This is a genomic window from Pantoea sp. CTOTU46764 (genome assembly GCF_031974595.1).
In the GTDB taxonomy this organism is placed as follows: Bacteria; Pseudomonadota; Gammaproteobacteria; order Enterobacterales; family Enterobacteriaceae; genus Pantoea; species Pantoea trifolii.
Genome location: NZ_DALYOQ010000069.1, coordinates 1 through 15,829 on the forward strand (window position 1 = coordinate 1; position 15,829 = coordinate 15,829).

At 56.8% G+C, this 15,829-nt stretch carries 11 protein-coding genes and 1 pseudogene; 9 read left to right on the top strand and 3 right to left on the bottom strand.

The genetic code is table 11. The features are described from left to right. Positions 1 to 240: 240 nt before the first annotated feature. A complete protein-coding gene (pbpG, locus tag RTM06_RS18470; protein WP_312184145.1) occupies positions 241 to 1,170 on the top strand; it encodes a D-alanyl-D-alanine endopeptidase in 930 nt (309 codons plus the stop codon). A 164-nt stretch (positions 1,171 to 1,334) separates the two neighbouring features. Continuing rightward, positions 1,335 to 3,776: a DUF3772 domain-containing protein gene (locus RTM06_RS18475; RefSeq protein WP_256695983.1), complete on the top strand. Its 2,442-nt coding sequence runs from the start codon at positions 1,335 to 1,337 to the stop codon at positions 3,774 to 3,776. A gap of 48 nt (positions 3,777 to 3,824) precedes the next feature. Here RTM06_RS18475 and dld read toward each other — a convergent pair whose 3' ends face one another. Then, positions 3,825 to 5,534, bottom strand: coding sequence for a D-lactate dehydrogenase (dld, locus tag RTM06_RS18480; RefSeq protein WP_312184147.1), 1,710 nt, complete (start codon positions 5,532 to 5,534; stop codon positions 3,825 to 3,827). Between the two features lie 154 nt (positions 5,535 to 5,688). Here dld and bglX point away from each other — a divergent pair, with 154 nt between their 5' ends. Together bglX and RTM06_RS18490 are read left to right on the top strand one after the other, a co-directional pair. After that, the gene (gene bglX / locus RTM06_RS18485) at positions 5,689 to 7,986 is read left to right on the top strand and encodes a beta-glucosidase BglX (protein WP_312184149.1); all 2,298 of its coding nucleotides are present in this window, start codon (positions 5,689 to 5,691) and stop codon (positions 7,984 to 7,986) included. Positions 7,987 to 8,131: 145 nt separating this feature from the next. Beyond that, positions 8,132 to 8,995 carry an oxygenase MpaB family protein gene (locus RTM06_RS18490; protein WP_265297317.1) on the top strand — a complete coding sequence of 288 codons (864 nt, stop codon included), beginning with the start codon at positions 8,132 to 8,134 and terminating at the stop codon, positions 8,993 to 8,995. Positions 8,996 to 8,998: 3 nt separating this feature from the next. Here RTM06_RS18490 and RTM06_RS18495 read toward each other — a convergent pair whose 3' ends face one another. Next, the gene (locus RTM06_RS18495; protein WP_008102643.1) at positions 8,999 to 9,292 is read right to left on the bottom strand and encodes a hypothetical protein; all 294 of its coding nucleotides are present in this window, start codon (positions 9,290 to 9,292) and stop codon (positions 8,999 to 9,001) included. Between the two features lie 225 nt (positions 9,293 to 9,517). On the opposite strand from RTM06_RS18495, the gene RTM06_RS18500 reads away from it, so the two are divergent. From RTM06_RS18500 to idi, 3 genes are all read left to right on the top strand, one after another. Further along, positions 9,518 to 10,630 carry a suppressor of fused domain protein gene (locus RTM06_RS18500; RefSeq protein ID WP_256695987.1) on the top strand — a complete coding sequence of 371 codons (1,113 nt, stop codon included), beginning with the start codon at positions 9,518 to 9,520 and terminating at the stop codon, positions 10,628 to 10,630. Positions 10,631 to 10,782: 152 nt separating this feature from the next. Next, on the top strand, positions 10,783 to 12,678 hold the full coding sequence (locus tag RTM06_RS18505; protein WP_312184150.1) for a methyl-accepting chemotaxis protein: 1,896 nt from the start codon (positions 10,783 to 10,785) through the stop codon (positions 12,676 to 12,678). Between the two features lie 250 nt (positions 12,679 to 12,928). Then, a complete protein-coding gene (gene idi, locus RTM06_RS18510; protein ID WP_265297312.1) occupies positions 12,929 to 13,462 on the top strand; it encodes an isopentenyl-diphosphate Delta-isomerase in 534 nt (177 codons plus the stop codon). Between the two features lie 31 nt (positions 13,463 to 13,493). Here idi and RTM06_RS18515 read toward each other — a convergent pair whose 3' ends face one another. Next, on the bottom strand, positions 13,494 to 14,000 hold the full coding sequence (locus tag RTM06_RS18515; protein ID WP_312184152.1) for a DapH/DapD/GlmU-related protein: 507 nt from the start codon (positions 13,998 to 14,000) through the stop codon (positions 13,494 to 13,496). A 318-nt stretch (positions 14,001 to 14,318) separates the two neighbouring features. Here RTM06_RS18515 and RTM06_RS18520 point away from each other — a divergent pair, with 318 nt between their 5' ends. Then, positions 14,319 to 15,227, top strand: coding sequence for an ABC transporter substrate-binding protein (locus RTM06_RS18520; RefSeq protein WP_008102632.1), 909 nt, complete (start codon positions 14,319 to 14,321; stop codon positions 15,225 to 15,227). Positions 15,228 to 15,230: 3 nt separating this feature from the next. Continuing rightward, a pseudogene (locus RTM06_RS18525) lies at positions 15,231 to 15,829 on the top strand (ABC transporter permease); the annotation flags it as partial.

Genomic DNA, 15,829 nt, shown 5'->3' on the forward strand with positions numbered 1-15,829 from the left:
CGGTCGCCGCACGAAGGTGCTGCAACTGCCTCAGCAAATGGCGAACGAAAGTCGCTCGGGGCTAAACTAAGCCGCATTACGGCATTTATGGCGACCTTTTAACGCCCAGAAACAATCTCTATAAGAAATTTCTCAGGTAAGTGCGTATGATACTGCTGCCAGCCCGCATCCTGTCTGGATTGTTGCGGGCGGCCTGTGTCTCAACACAGCGCAAACTCCTTACCGGATTTTTTTGACACGATGTCTGCAAAAATGCGTATTTCCTTGCTGTCGCTGGCGCTGTTTGTCGCCGCGCCAGCCGCTTTAACGCCCGCGTACGCTGCGCCGGCGGCACTCTCGAACCTGGCGCCGATTGCTCAACCGCAAATCGCCTCCGGCAGTGCCATGATTGTTGATTTGGAAAACGGCAAAGTGCTGTTCTCCAGCCATCCTAACCGTGTACGTCCAATCGCTTCACTCACCAAAGTGATGACGGCGATGGTGGTCCTGGATGCCAAGCTGCCGATGGATGAAATGCTGTCGGTGGATATCAGCCATACCGCTGAGATGCGCGGTGTGTTCTCCCGCGTCAAACTGAACAGCGAAATTAGCCGCCGCAACATGCTGCTGCTGGCGCTGATGTCCTCGGAAAACCGTGCTGCCGCCAGCCTGGCGCATCACTATCCGGGCGGTTACGATGCGTTTATCCGCGCCATGAACGCCAAAGCGCGTGCACTTGGCATGACGCACACGCGCTATGTGGAGCCGACGGGCCTGTCGATTCAGAACGTTTCCAGCGCGGAAGATTTGGTCAAGCTGGTGAAAGCCACGCGTCAGTACCCGCTGATTGGCGAACTGAGCACCACCAAAGAAGATACTGCGGTATTTAAACATCCGAACTACGCGCTGCCGTTCCGTAACACCAATCATCTGGTGTACAAAAACGACTGGCGTATTCAGCTGACCAAAACCGGTTACACCGACGAAGCTGGGCACTGCCTGGTGATGCGCACGGTGATCAACAACCGTCCGGTAGCGCTGGTGGTGCTGGATGCCTTTGGCAAATACACCCATTTCGCCGATGCTAATCGCCTGCGCGACTGGCTGGAAACCGGCAAAGCCGCACCGGTTCCGGCCGCAGCGCTGGCGTATAAAAAGCAGAAGTCCGGTTTGACGGCCAATAACGAATAATTCTCCCGCAGGTGCTTCCGGGCACCTGCAAAAACGCTTATCGTAAGCGCCAAAGTTTTACACCTTCATTCCTATAGTTTCAGTGTCGGCAACGTCTTAAACTAGCCGCCATTCACGATCGCACTTGCGTTTATCGGCTGTTATTGCGCTGGAATCTCATTCATATGTTCAAGTTTCGTCATCTGTTTACCCCGTTTTTACTGCTATTCGTGCTGTTAGCCCCCACGCTGAGCGTGGCCGCCGACACGCCGCCCAACGATCAGGCAGAAGACGCCGCACCGAAGGTTAATGCCTCGGTCGAGCTGCCTAAGATGCAGAAAATTCTCGACAAAATTAAAGGTCAGGTCTCAGGCGATACCAATGAAAGTCAGCTCAACCAGCTTAATGAGATGGCGCTCGAGCTTTCCGGTAATGCCGAAACCCTCGGCCAGGCGTTGATCCCGCAGGGGCAGCAGCTGGATGCCCAGTTAGCGGTGCTCGGCCCGGCACCGAAAGCCGACAGCGGCGTAAAAGAGACGCCCGAAGTGACGCGCAAACGTGCGGCGCTGGAGAGCCAGAAAGCCAAGCTGGACGATCAGATCAAACAAGCCGATGGCATCAAAAATGGTGCACTGGTGCTGTCATCACAGATCGTCAACCTGCGTCGTGACCAGCTGAAAAGCCAGCTGGCGCTGAACTCCGGCAGTATCCTCGGCCCGCGTTTCTGGGCGCCGGTGATGAGCAGCCAGGATCTGGATGGCGAGAAGATCAGCGATTTTATCGCCGAATTGCAGGACACCGCCGCGCTGTCGTGGGAATCGGGTTGGCGTTTTGGCACCATCGCCTGGCTGTTTGCGGCGATGCTGGTGATGACGCTGGGACGTCGCTACAGCGAAGAGTTCTTTGCCTGGGTCAGCATTCATAAAATGCCGGAAGGACGCTTACGTCGCAGCTTCCTCGCCGCCACCACCGCGCTCACCACGCTGGCGGCGGTGGTACTCACCTTCAACTTCATCGCGCTGGCCTTTACGCGCCGCGACGAAGTCTCTGGCGATGTGCAGGATTTTGTCGAGCGTCTGGTGCAGCTCAGCGTCTATTGCGGCTTGATTGCCGGTTTAGGCCGCGCGTTCCTCTCAACGCGTCGCCCAAGCTGGCGTCTGCCGGCCATCTCCAACGAAGTAGCGCTGGCACTGAAGCCGTTCCCGCCATTCACCGCCGCGCTGGTGTTTGTTTTCCAGACGGTGGAAGCCTTCAACTACAGCGTCGGCACCAGTCTGAACACCACTATTTTTGCTAACGGCTTGACCGCGCTGCTGATTGGCAGCACCGGACTGGCGATCGGCATGCGCATCAACCGCGTACGCCGCCGCATGGTGCAGGAAGGTCATCAGCCTGAAGCGCGCTCAACGCTGGTGGGATTGGTGCAGCTGGCGCTGATGCTGACGGCGCTGGGCATCCTGGTTTCGCTGATTATTGGTTACGTCACGCTGGCACGCTTCCTCAGCTATGAAGTGATTTGGTGCGGCATCTTGTTTGGTTCGTTCTACTTCCTCAGCCATCTGGTAAATGACGGCTGCGAAAGCCTGTTCTCAACCAGCAATGCCACCGGAAAGCGCCTGCAAACCACGCTGAATATCGATGAGCGCTACCTGCAACAGGCGGCGACGCTGCTCAGCGCGCTGGGTAAAACCTTGCTGATTGCGATTCTGGCGCTGGCGCTGCTGAACGGCACGTTTGCCTCATCAACGCCGATTGAGCTGATCCAGAAGGTGATTGAATTCTGGGGCGGTAAAGGGCTGGAGTCGCTGAACATTGTGCCGGCGCACATGGTCAATGCGATTCTTTGTCTGGTGGTGGGGATTTACGTGCTGCGTTCGGTGCGTCGCTGGCTGGATAAAGATTTCCTGCCAAAAACCACCATGGACGTTGGCATGCGCGTGTCGCTGGTGACGCTGTTCAGCAACATCGGTTACGTGCTGATTATCCTGCTGACGCTGTCGATCATGGGCCTGCAGTGGAACAAGCTGGCGTGGATCGTCAGCGCCTTGTCGGTTGGTATCGGTTTTGGTTTGCAGGAGATTGTGAAGAACTTTATCTCCGGCCTGATTCTGTTGACCGAACGTCCGGTGAAAGTCGGCGATCTGGTGAGCATCAGCGGCATTGAAGGGGATATCCGTCGCATCAACGTGCGCGCCACCGAAATTCAGCTGGGCGACAAATCAACGGTGATTGTGCCGAACTCGCAGTTTATCTCGCAGAACGTGCGTAACGCCACCATGGGCAATGCGCAGGGCGTGGTCACCATCTTGCTGACCTTCCCGCTGGATATCGATCCGGTGCGGGTGCGGGAAATTCTGCTGGAAGTGTATCAGGAGAATGAACGCATTCTGGAGACGCCAGAGCCGTCCGTGTCGTTCAAAGATTTGACGCCAGCGGGCATCGTGTTGAGCGTCACCGGCAACGTGGCGGGTCAGCGTCAGATTTCCGGCGCCAAGAGTGATTTACTGTTCGATATTCTGACGCGTCTGCGCAAAGAGGGCATTATGCTGTCAACGCCGCAAACCATGATTATCGAGCGCCGCGCCATGGCTGCGGCACAAGATCAGCAAAGCGATCCGTTGCCATAAATCCGTAGGGTGGCCATTCATGGCCACCTTCACCACAACCGCACTGAATCAAACTTTCACCGCCCAACCCTTCTGTTTACTGGTTTTACCAATCCCCGGATTAAAACTGTTAGTAGGATCCAGCTGCTGATAAAACGCCTGCAGCTGCGGTTTTGCCTGATACAGATGGCCGACGTTATGTTCGGCCGGATATTCGGCACCGCGCGCGGCTAAAATCGCCAGCATCTTCTCTTTCAGCGCATGCGCATCCACGCCTTTTTTCACGATGTAATCCTGATGGAACACGTGGCAGAAGAAGTGGCCGTAATAAAGACGATGACTTAAATCCTTATCGAACTCGGCTGGCAGACGCTCAAACCACTCTTCATCATTACGACGCAGCGCGATATCCAGCGCCAGAATGTCTTCCACTTCATCGGCATGTACCGCGTGATAGCGCACCGCAGCACCGGCGGCAGCAAAGCGATGCAGGAACGCGTGTGCGCCCTCTTTGGCATCGCAGGCGAAGAACGCGCCGCCGCCTTCGCGGAAATATTCGGTCAGATAAGCCTGCGCTTCGGCCACGCCGTCGCCGGACATCTTCAGCATCAGGTGATGCTCATATTTGTCGCGATACAGTTTAAGGCGCTTAGGCAGATGCGCCGGCAGCCAGCCGCTGACGCGCTGCAACAGGCGATCGGTGAGATGTGGTTTCACCCAGCTCAGCTTGCTAAGCCAGGCATCGACGCGGCCTTTGAGGGTGAAAAACAGCGGCATTTTGTCGGTGCCGAGTTTGTCGATCATCACGAAAGTATCTTTGCCGTACACCTCGGCGATGTCGAAAATGTCGCGGTGCATATATTCGCCCGCTACCGGCAGATGGGTAAACTCCGCCAGAATATGGCGACGAATATCGCCCAGCTCCGCTGGATTGTTGGTGCCGATATAGAACACCTGCTGCTGCGGTTCAGTGGGGAAGGTATCCAGACGCACGGCAAACACCGCCAGCTTCCCGGCGCAGCCGGAGGCTTCAAACAGGCGACGCTCATCGGCGTTAAAGCGCGCTGGCGTCTGCGCATTAATATCGCGCACGCGCTCGGCGTAGTCGTGATCCGAGGCGTGACGTTCATCCCAGCGCACATCACTCTGCTGCCAGCGATCGTCATCCAGCCGCCCCAACATCTCTTCCGGCGAATGGCCAAGATCGATGCCGAGATGGTTCACCAGCTTGAGTTTGCCGCTGGCATCAATCTGCGCAAACAGCGCCATTTCGCTGTAGGCCGGACCGCGTTTGATCAGCGATCCGCCCGAGTTATTGCAAATGCCACCCATCACCGAGGCGCCAATGCAGGAGGAACCGATCACCGAATGTGGTTCGCGTCCAAGCGGCTTCAGCGCCTTTTCCAGCTGATACAGCGTGCTGCCGGGGAAGGCGAGGATCTGTTTGCCGCTGTCGATCAGCTGCAATTTATCCAGACGCAAAGTGCTGATGATCACCACCGGACGATCGTAATCGTTGCCGTTTGGCGTGGAACCTTCGGTCAGGCCGGTGTTGGCGGCTTGCATCAAGATGATCGCATCGGCGCTCACCAGCGCCTGCAACGCACGCCACAGCTCAAGCAGCGAACCGGGAAAAATCACCGCCAGCGCCTCGCCTTCGCCTGAGCGAAAACCTTTGCGGTAGCGCGCAGTTTGTTCCGCGTCGGTTAACAGGTTCGACGATCCGACCAGACGACGCAGTTCGGCGAGCAGAGTAGGGTGCGAAGTGTTGTTATTCATTGGCCTATCCTTGTCTTTAACATGGCGCATTTACTGTAGCACGCGTCAGCGACAGGGTCGCGGTGTGACATGGCGGCTACCTGCTATCCTCATCTTGTGGCAAACTGCCCCGGTTATTTCGATATTGCGCAGTCACTTAAGAGAACCCGACCTGATGAAATGGATTTACTCTGTTAGCCTCGCTGTCTCCTTAGCCATTCAGCCCGCTTTCGCGGACGACTTGTTTGGCCCACATCCGATGACTGAACAGGCGCGCGACGCCTTTGTGAATAAGCTGCTCAGCAAAATGACCCTTGATGAAAAAATCGGGCAGATGCGTTTGATCAGCGTAGGACCGGATACGCCAAAATCGGCGGTTCGCGACATGATTCAGCATGGTCAGGTCGGGGCAATTTTCAACACCGTGACGCGTCAGGATATTCGCGCCATGCAGGATCAGGTGATGCAGCTCAGCCGCCTGAAAATTCCGCTGTTCTTCGCCTATGACGTGGTGCACGGTCAGCGTACCATCTTCCCGATTCCACTCGGCCTGGCGGCGAGCTGGGATCTGGATGCCATCGCCGAGGTGGGACGCGTCTCTGCTTATGAAGCCGCAGATGATGGCCTGAATATGACGTGGGCACCGATGGTTGATGTGTCACGCGAACCTCGTTGGGGGCGCGGCTCAGAAGGCTTCGGCGAAGACACCTTCCTCAGCGCGCAAATGGGCAGCAGCATGGTAAAAGCCATGCAGGGCAAAAGCGCGGCGGATCGCTTCTCGATCATGACCAGCGTGAAGCACTTCGCGGCCTACGGCGCAGTGGAAGGCGGACGAGATTACAACACCGTCGACATGAGCCCGCAGCGCCTGTTCCAGGATTATCTGCCGCCGTACAAAGCATCACTGGATGCCGGCAGCGGTGGCGTAATGGTGGCGCTCAACTCGCTGAATGGCACGCCGGCTACGGCAGACAGTTGGCTGCTGAAAGACATCCTGCGTGGCGACTGGAAATTCAAAGGCATCACCATTAGCGATCACGGTGCGATTAAAGAACTGATTAAACACGGTGTGGCCAGCGATCCGCAGGATGCGGTGCGCATTGCGATGAAATCAGGCATCGACATGAGCATGAGCGACGAATATTACAGCAAATACCTGCCGGGCCTGGTGAAGAGCGGCGCGGTGAGCATGGCGGAAGTGGATGATGCCGCGCGCCATGTGCTGAACGTCAAATATGACATGGGCCTGTTTAACGATCCTTACAGCCATTTAGGACCGAAGGAGAGCGATCCGCAGGACACCAATGCCGAAAGCCGTTTGCACCGCGCCGAAGCGCGTGACGTGGCGCGCAAAAGCATTGTGTTGTTGAAAAACTGGCGTGAAACGCTGCCGCTGAAAAAAGACGCCACCATTGCGTTGGTGGGGCCGTTGGCGGACAGCCAGCGCGACATCATGGGCAGCTGGTCGGCCGCTGGCGTGGCGAAACAATCGATCCCGCTGCTGCAAGGCATGCGCAATGCGATGGCGGGCAAAGGCACGGTGCTGTACGCCAAAGGCGCTAACATCAGCGACAATAAAGGTATTCAGGACTTCCTCAATCTGTATGAGCAAGCGGTAAGCGTGGATAAACGCTCGCCGCAGGAGCTGATTGATGAAGCGGTAGCACAGGCGAAAAAAGCCGATGTGGTGGTGGCCGCCGTCGGTGAAGCGCAAGGCATGGCGCACGAAGCCTCTAGCCGCAGCGATCTCGTCATTCCACCTGGCCAACAGAAGCTGCTGGCGGCGCTGAAAGCCACCGGAAAACCGCTGGTGATCGTGCTGATGAACGGCCGTCCGCTGACGGTGGTGAATGAAGATAAGCAAGCCGATGCGATGCTGGAAACCTGGTTCAGCGGCACCGAAGGCGGCAACGCCATCGCTGATGTGCTGTTTGGCGATTACAACCCGTCAGGCAAATTGCCGGTCTCCTTCCCGCGTTCTGTGGGCCAGATTCCGATTTACTACAACCATCTGCCAACCGGTCGTCCGTACAACTTTGCTAAGCCGAACAAGTACACTTCGCATTACTACGATGCGGTGAACGGTCCGCTTTATCCGTTTGGTTTCGGTCTGAGCTACACCACCTTCAGCGTATCGCCGGTGAAGATGTCGTCACGCACCATGCCGCGTAACGGCTCGGTGGAAGCGTCAGTGACCGTCACCAACAGCGGTAAACGCGATGGCGCGACCGTGGTGCAGCTCTATCTTAACGATCCGGTGGCCAGCATTAGCCGTCCGGTGCAGGAGCTGCGCGGCTTCCAGCGCATCATGCTGAAAGCCGGTGAATCACAGACCGTGAAGTTTAAAATCGACGTTGATGCGCTGAAATTCTGGAATCAGAAGATGCAGCACGTCGCCGAGCCAGGCAAAATCAATGTAATGATTGGACTGGATTCGGTGCGCACTCAGGATGCGCAGTTTGATTATCTGTAATCGCTGATGCCCCTCACCCTAACCCTCTCCCGCACGCGGGAGAGGGAACCGATGGGTGCGGAATTCAATCCCGTCGCGATCCTCTCCCTCTCCCGCTTGCGGGAGAGGGCCGGGGTGAGGGCATTAACCGCACAAGCACAAACCCATGAACATCCGCGAACGCATCCAACAGCAAGTCTTCCGCCTTAACGGCCTGTCACTCAACGAATTCGACATCTCGCAACCGCCTGGCGATCCCGGCTTATTTGGCCCGGACCACGTTATCTGGCGCGTCCACGGCGACTTCACCTCCATGCTGTGCGGCGGCATCAGCGCCTTGATGCTGCAAATGCTGCATCCGGCGGCGCTGGCGGGCGTATGGGATCACTCCAATTTCCGTCAGGACATGATGGGCCGCCTGCGCCGCACAAGCCAGTTTATTGCCGTCACCACCTTCGGTAATACCGCCGATGCCCATATCCTGATCGACCGCGTCAAACGTATTCACCTGCGTGTCACCGGTGTTGATAACGCGGGCAAGCCGTATGCCGCCAGCGATCCGCATCTGCTCACCTGGGTGCACGTCGCGGAAACCAGCCGTTTTCTGGCGGCGCATCTGCGCTATAAGAATCCGCAGCTCAGCCTCGCCGATCAGGATCGCTATTATCAGGAAGCGGCATTCGTTGCCGAAGCGCTAGGTGCGCAGCGGGTGCCGAAAAGCGTGCAGGCGGTTGAGGCGTATCTTCAGATGATGCGGCCTGAGTTGATCTGCGATGCGCGCACGCTGGAGGTGATGCAGTTATTGATTAACGCGCCCGCGCCCAGCTGGCAGGCAAAACCGGCCATGCGCGTGATGCTGAAAGCGGGGATGGGATTGTTGCCGGACTGGGCGCAACAGCAGATCCAGCAGCCGGTTGCGCCGCTGACGCAGTGGCGCGTGGATCGGGAAATGGCGGTGATCGCCGCACTGCTGCGCTGGTCGATTCAGCGCGGCGCTTATAGCCGTGCGATGCAGCGCATGGGCCGCTGAAGGTTACAGATGCAGCTCATCCTGCTTGTTTGTGTAGGTGCGCGGTGTGCGCGCTTGACGTTTTAGCGCCAGCTGACGTTGCTGATAATGGTGCAGCAACATGCCGAGCCCGAGGCCAATCAGCGCCAGCGGCAGCAGGCTGTAATAGATATCAATCGGTAATAACACCAGCAATGCCACGCCACTTAATAACAAGGTCAGCGACGACATCACCCATGTATAGCGGATAAACAGCCACACCAACATCACGAAAATAACCACATCCCGCAGGTTCAGATCGAGGTTTTGCAGCACCATGATGGCAGCTCCAAAGAGGCGAATGTGCAAACAATATCACGCGAAATGGTAAATGAATCGCAAATTAATCTGAAGCTTGTCAGCCAGTTAAGCGGCGATTTATAAGCCGCTCTCATCTATTTCCCACCGCACTTTGAGAGTTTTACCCTTGTGTCACATGGCACGAGTGCCGATCCTGCTCTATTCTCGGGGAAAATGGATTCCTCCAGGTAATATCGAGGCGTTATGACCCACCAACCTCTGATTGCTGAGGTGCCGAATCAGCAACACACACTAACCGCGATCGTCGAACAGGATGCGCGTACGGCCTATTTTTATATCTGGCCGAATGACCTGTTTCGCAGCCAATACGCGGTGCGCGGCTGCTGGCTGCGCAACCTGCTGCCTGCACCCGCGCAGGAAGATCGTGAAGCGATGGAGCAGGGCATCGCTCCGCTGCTGAGTGCCGAATATTGCCGCACGCTGGAGGCCGAGCCGATGCTCGATCCGGCGGGATTACAGGTGCTGTGGGAGCCCAGCGACGACGGCGCCGCGCTGTGGTATTACGGCCAATTGCTGGCGGTGATCCCCGGCTGGAGCCTGTATCAGGATAAGCAGGTGAGTTTTTCTGCTGCCTGCATCAAAGAGAATCGCCTGACCGCGCCGCTCGGATCGGCCTCCACCAACGAATACTACGCACGCGCTGAACAGCAGCGTCACTTTTGGCGCGACTGGCACGACGGCCATTTGTGGGATGTGGTGCAGCGCGAGCTGATGCAGTGTTATCAGGCGCAGTTTGGCGAGTCGGTAAAATATTACTCCATCGATCAGGGCAACTGGCCGCCGATGGCGATTTCGCAGCACTTGCACAATGGCGTTTGGTACTTCCTCACCCTGGGCATGGGAATCCGCCCGATGCCGCAGGTGGATCATCTGTTTGACGAGCTGGCCCCGCAGTATCGCCGCGTCGAGCTGGCGATGGCGGTAGACGGTGAAGTGATGACCGAAGCCAATGCGGTGCAGATGGCGAGCGCGCTGGCGGAGTTTGCCCATCTGCCGTGGGCGCGTCTGACCTGGATTGGCGAAGGGCATACGCTGGCGTCGGAAGTGGCACCGGTGGGCTTTGAAAGCTTCCTGCTGGCGAATGATTTAGCGCCGGAAGCGGCGCAGTTCCGCCTGCCGAAACGCGATGGTGATCGCGTGAATCTGCTGTGGTCCACGCCGATTACCGAGGCCGAACGCCAGTTCGCCCAAGCTGACGATCGCGGTGGACAGCAGCTGCTGCAACGTTTGCTGGCGGACGGTAATAATCATGTGTTTCGGCCACGGCAGGAAGTGGTGGAAACCCCCGCACCGTAAATCAGGTCGGCACCAATGCCGACCCTACGATTTTAAATTATCACGCAAATCAACTATTTCACTGCTTTGTGATCGCGCTCACCTCAAGTTCCCCATTAACACGCCGTTAACCTCGATCAGGCAACTCGCCAACCAGGGTAAGGGCACACATAATGTTCAAAACAACACAATCCCGTTTCACCGCGACGCTTGTCGCCTTTTTTGCCGCTCTGATGCTGGTTACCGTACTGGTAATCAATCAGTTCATCGCGCCGCAACTCTCCGAAAATGAAAGTCGTCTGGTGCGTTACGAAGTGGACGGCCTGGCCGGACGCATTGTCGAGCAGATGAACCGCGTACAGGCGCAACAGCGCGCCATTACCGAAGCCGCAGGCGTGATGGACAGCGCAGCCATCGATACCTTACTGCCTGCCTTGGTTAACCAATATCAGGACAGCAATGTGTTCGGCGGCGGCATCTGGCCGTTACCAAACCGTCGCGATCCCGCCAAAGAGAAAAACAGCTCATTCTTTGCGCGCAACACCAGCAACCAGCTGCAGGTCAACACCTACTGGAACTCGGACGCCGCCGACAAATACTGGGAGCAATCCTGGTACAAAGATGGTTTAGCCGCACCTAAAGGCCAGTGCGTCTGGGCGAAAGCCTATCAGGATGCCGCCAGCCCGCAGCCGCGTACCAACTGTGCAATGGCGATCTATCGCGATGGCACCGCGTGGGGCGTGGCGACCATTGACGTGACGCTCGGCTTCTTCAACCAGCTGGCAAAACAGATGGGTGAGGCGATTCAGGGCCGCGTACTGATCGTTGAAGCCGACGGCAAAGTGGTGGGTAACGCTGCGCTGGTAGATGGCGCGCCGAAGCTGGAAAACCTCGCGGATACCCAGCTGCCGATGGCGTCCGCGCTGAAAGGTCTGTTGGCGCAGGCGGGCAGTCAGCCCGCGCAAACCACCTTTGCAGGTGAAGATGGCGAACACACGCTGTTCGTACAGGCTATTGCTGGCAGCCCGTGGTATCTGGCCAGCGATGTGCCGTCGAGCTTGCTGGATGCACAAACCCACAGCATGTTGACACGTCTTGGTCTGGTGCAGATTCCGCTGGCGGTGATCCTGCTGCTGGTGCTGCTGGGCTTCGTGCGAGCCATGATGAAACGCCTCGCCGTGCTCAACAGCAATATCGAAGCCTTATCGACCGGCGGCGCCGATTTGACGCAGCGTCTGCCTGCCAGCAACAGCCCGGAATTCAACGCCGTGGCGCAGAGCTTCAACCAGTTCATCGCCTATCTACAAGGCCTGATGCGTCAGGTGGGCGACAGCGCGCTGGCGATCACGGCGGCTTCGCGAGAAATCGCCAGCGGCAACGCCGATCTCTCGGCACGTACCGAATCGCAAGCCAGTTCGATTGTTGAAACGGCGGCGTCGATGGAAGAGCTGACCGGCACGGTGCGGCAGAACGCCGACAACGCCACGCATGCGAACCAGCTGGCGGACGGCGCGTCGCAGGTTGCCGCACGCGGCACCGAAGTGGTGCGTCAGGTGGTCACCACCATGGGCGCGATCAATCACTCATCGCGCAAAGTGGTCGATATCATCAGCGTTATCGACAGCATCGCCTTCCAGACCAACATCCTGGCGCTGAACGCCGCGGTCGAAGCGGCGCGCGCCGGTGAACAGGGTCGCGGTTTTGCCGTGGTGGCATCGGAAGTGCGTAACCTGGCACAGCGCTCGGCTAACTCGGCGCGTGAAATCAAAAAGCTGATTGAGGAGTCGGTGGCGAATATCGATACCGGCAGCCAGCTGGTGGAGCAGGCCGGGCAAACCATGGATGAGCTGATGCAGGGCGTGAGCAGCGTGACCACGCTGATGAGCGAAATCATGTCGGCCAGCCGCGAGCAGAGCATGGGCATCGATCAGGTGAACGTGGCGATTACTCAGCTGGACGGCAGTACGCAGCAGAACGCCGCGCTGGTCGAGCAGGTTTCCGCCGCCGCGCAGTCGATGCAGCAGCAAAGCGTGCAGCTGGAGCAGGTGGTGCAGAGCTTTAAGTTGTAAGTTTTGTGAAATCGGTCGCCATAAATGGCGACCGGGCACAACCCTCCCGTAGGGTCGCCATTTATGGCGACCTTCTCATCCTCCGCACACATCTCCTCCGTTAACGCCATTCCCCACCTTTTTATGCTGAATTGTCCGCAGGCTGCTACGCTTTAGTGTGCCCACGTTAACGCACGGAATGTGCGCTATTTCCTCCATCAACAAGTTGGAGGTTGTGTACAATAGCTGCGAATTTTCCGAAGGAGTTGTCATGCCCGCCATTGAAGTTATTCTCGTTGACCACCTCGATCGCCCTATCGGCAAAATGGAAAAGCTGGAAGTGCATGAAAAAGGATTGCTGCATCGCGCGGTGACGGTTTACGTGTTCAATTCGCGCCATGAAGTGCTGCTGCAACGCCGTGCCAGCACGAAATATCACTGTGGAGGATTGTGGAGTAACACCTGCTGCAGTCATCCCTATCCGCAGGAATCGACGCGCGACGCGGCTGAGCGCCGTTTGCGTGAAGAGATGGGCATGAATCTGGCGTTAACGCCGGTGTTTGAGCTGAGCTACAACCTGCCGCTGAGTAACGGCTTAACCGAGCATGAGTATGGTCACGTGTTCTTCGCCATCAGCGATGAGCAGCCGGTCCTCAACCCGGAAGAGGCCGATGCTTGGTGCTATCGCTCGATTGCACAAATTCAGCAGGAAATGCAGGAGAATCCGGCGCAGTTCACGCCGTGGTTTCTGCACACCTTCCCGCGCATCCCTCATACGCTTGGTGAGTTTCGCCTGACGGCATAGAAGCATGGACATTGCTTTGTGGATGCGACGTTCATAAGTTCCGTTTAAAGATAGCCGGTGCGCCGGCGAAGAGGGCGTTCTCTGGCACATTCGCTGTAACAACGCTATTTGCTGCGATAACGCTATTATCTCCGATTGTTACGCCGGGTAAGACCACGACGCCGGCCCCTAACCACACATTTTTTCCGAGAGTTATCGGGGCTGTAATCAATTGACAACTTCTTTGAGCCGGGCCACATGGATGGCTTGCTGTCGATAGCGTCACGTTCGGCCCTATCAATGAATTATCCCCAATCGTTATTGCCGAATTATCGAGAAAAACGCAGCCGGCATTAATGTATACGTGGCAGCCAATCGCTATATTGCCAAATTCATAAAAGAAAGGCGTTGTAACGATGCTTTCATCCCCAATTTTTACCCCAGATTTGGCCAAAAGGCGATTGTGTCGTTTACGGGATAAATTTCTGCTGTTGATAAGATTTCGGGCTACAGGAACCTCAACATATTTTACGAAGTGAGACAGGAAATACATCAGCATATTTTTTAATCTTCCATAATTTTGGCTCAACGATACAAATCGCAAGCATTTAATTTAATCCTTTTCTTTCTACCAATTCGAAAATTTCTTTGCAATAAATGCTGCAAGGCATAAAAAGTATTTATTACACTCTTTGACACTCCTCATTTCACAGTGAAATTCTTTACATTCCTTTTGGCTATATGAGCTGCGTTTTGGTTATAGCCAATACGATATTGATAGCAAAAAAAGCACGAAGTAAGCCGCTTGACCGCGCCCATCCCGATTCGCCAGGCTACGCTTGATAGTCACACAATGAAAACAAATGAGGGAAGCGAGATGATAAAGCAGGGTTTATTGGGAATGATTGCATTGGCAATGAGCGTGGGTGCAGCGCAGGCGGCGGATCCGGTCAAAGTCGGTTCCAAGATTGATACCGAAGGCTCGCTTCTCGGCAACATTATTCTGCAGGTGCTGGACAAACACGGGGTAAAGACCGTCAACAAAATCCAGCTCGGTACCACGCAAGTGGTGCGCGGTGCGATCACCGCCGGCGAGCTGGATATCTACCCGGAATATACCGGCAACGGCGCCTTCTTCTTCAACGATGAGAAAGACACGGCATGGAAAAACGCCCAGCAGGGCTACGAGAAAGTGAAAAAACTCGACGCCGAGAAAAATCATCTGGTGTGGCTGACACCCGCGCCAGCTAACAACACCTGGACGATTGCGGTACGCGGTGACGTAGCGCAGAAGAACAACCTCAACTCGCTGGACGATCTCAGCGCCTACCTGAAAAAAGGTGGCACCTTCAAGCTGGCCGCCTCGGCGGAATTTATCGAACGCAGCGATGCCTTACCGGCGTTTGAAAAAGCCTACAACTTCAAACTCGAGCAGGCGCAGCTGCTGTCGCTGGCCGGTGGCGACACCGCCGTGACCATCAAAGCGGCGGCGCAGCAAACCTCTGGCGTGAACGCGGCGATGGCGTACGGCACCGACGGTCCGGTGGCGGCGCTGGGCCTGCAAACGCTGAGCGATCCGAAAGGCGTGCAGCCGATTTACGCCCCTGCGCCGGTGATCCGTGAAAGCGTGCTCAAGCAATATCCGGACATCGGCAACTGGCTGCAGCCGGTCTTCAGCAAGCTGGATGAGAAAACCCTGCAGCAGCTGAATGCACAGATTGCGGTGGATGGTCAGGATGCCAGCCAGGTCGCGAAACAGTGGTTACAGACCAATAAGTTGCTGTAAGCAGTGTCATCGTTGTTACTCAGACCGCGCCAGCAGCCGGTGCTGCTGGTGTTAATCACGCTTATCACGCTGGCGCTGTTTGCCTTGCCGCTACTGAGCTATGCCGCCAATCGGCTGGTCTCTGGCCAACCGCTGACCTTCTGGGAGGTGACCAACAGCGCACTGCTGTTGATTCCGCTGCTGTGGCTTTGGCAGAGCTTGTGGTGGTCGCCGCGCCGCATTCACGCGAAAACGGTGCTGCTGGCGGCGGAGTTGCTGCTGGCCTTGCTCATCTGGCTCGCCGGACAGCAAGCCAGCGAACTGGCGAACAGCGGCAGCCCGCTGGCACGCACCGCGTTTGGTAGTGGCTTGTGGTGCGCGGCGGCGCTGGCGCTGCTGCTGGCGGCGGAAGCGGTTCGGCAAATCACGCGCAGTACGCCGTGGCGCATTGTGCTCAATCTGCAAATCTGGCTGTTGCCGCTGGCGCTGTTACTCAGCGGTCATCTCGATCGTCTCTCGCTTATGAAAGAGTACGCCAACCGCACGGCGGTGTTTGATGCGGCCTTCACGCAGCATTTGTGGCTGCTGGGCGGCACGCTCCTGCCGACGGTAATCATCGGTTT

Bases quoted from the DNA above. Each gene is read 5' to 3' on its own strand.
- pbpG (WP_312184145.1), top strand. From the start codon at position 241: ATGTCTGCAAAAATGCGTATTTCCTTGCTGTCGCTGGCGCTGTTTGTC.
- RTM06_RS18475 (WP_256695983.1), top strand. From the start codon at position 1,335: ATGTTCAAGTTTCGTCATCTGTTTACCCCGTTTTTACTGCTATTCGTG.
- dld (WP_312184147.1), bottom strand. From the start codon at position 5,534: ATGAATAACAACACTTCGCACCCTACTCTGCTCGCCGAACTGCGTCGT.
- bglX (WP_312184149.1), top strand. From the start codon at position 5,689: ATGAAATGGATTTACTCTGTTAGCCTCGCTGTCTCCTTAGCCATTCAG.
- RTM06_RS18490 (WP_265297317.1), top strand. From the start codon at position 8,132: ATGAACATCCGCGAACGCATCCAACAGCAAGTCTTCCGCCTTAACGGC.
- RTM06_RS18495 (WP_008102643.1), bottom strand. From the start codon at position 9,292: ATGGTGCTGCAAAACCTCGATCTGAACCTGCGGGATGTGGTTATTTTC.
- RTM06_RS18500 (WP_256695987.1), top strand. From the start codon at position 9,518: ATGACCCACCAACCTCTGATTGCTGAGGTGCCGAATCAGCAACACACA.
- RTM06_RS18505 (WP_312184150.1), top strand. From the start codon at position 10,783: ATGTTCAAAACAACACAATCCCGTTTCACCGCGACGCTTGTCGCCTTT.
- idi (WP_265297312.1), top strand. From the start codon at position 12,929: ATGCCCGCCATTGAAGTTATTCTCGTTGACCACCTCGATCGCCCTATC.
- RTM06_RS18515 (WP_312184152.1), bottom strand. From the start codon at position 14,000: ATGCTGATGTATTTCCTGTCTCACTTCGTAAAATATGTTGAGGTTCCT.
- RTM06_RS18520 (WP_008102632.1), top strand. From the start codon at position 14,319: ATGATAAAGCAGGGTTTATTGGGAATGATTGCATTGGCAATGAGCGTG.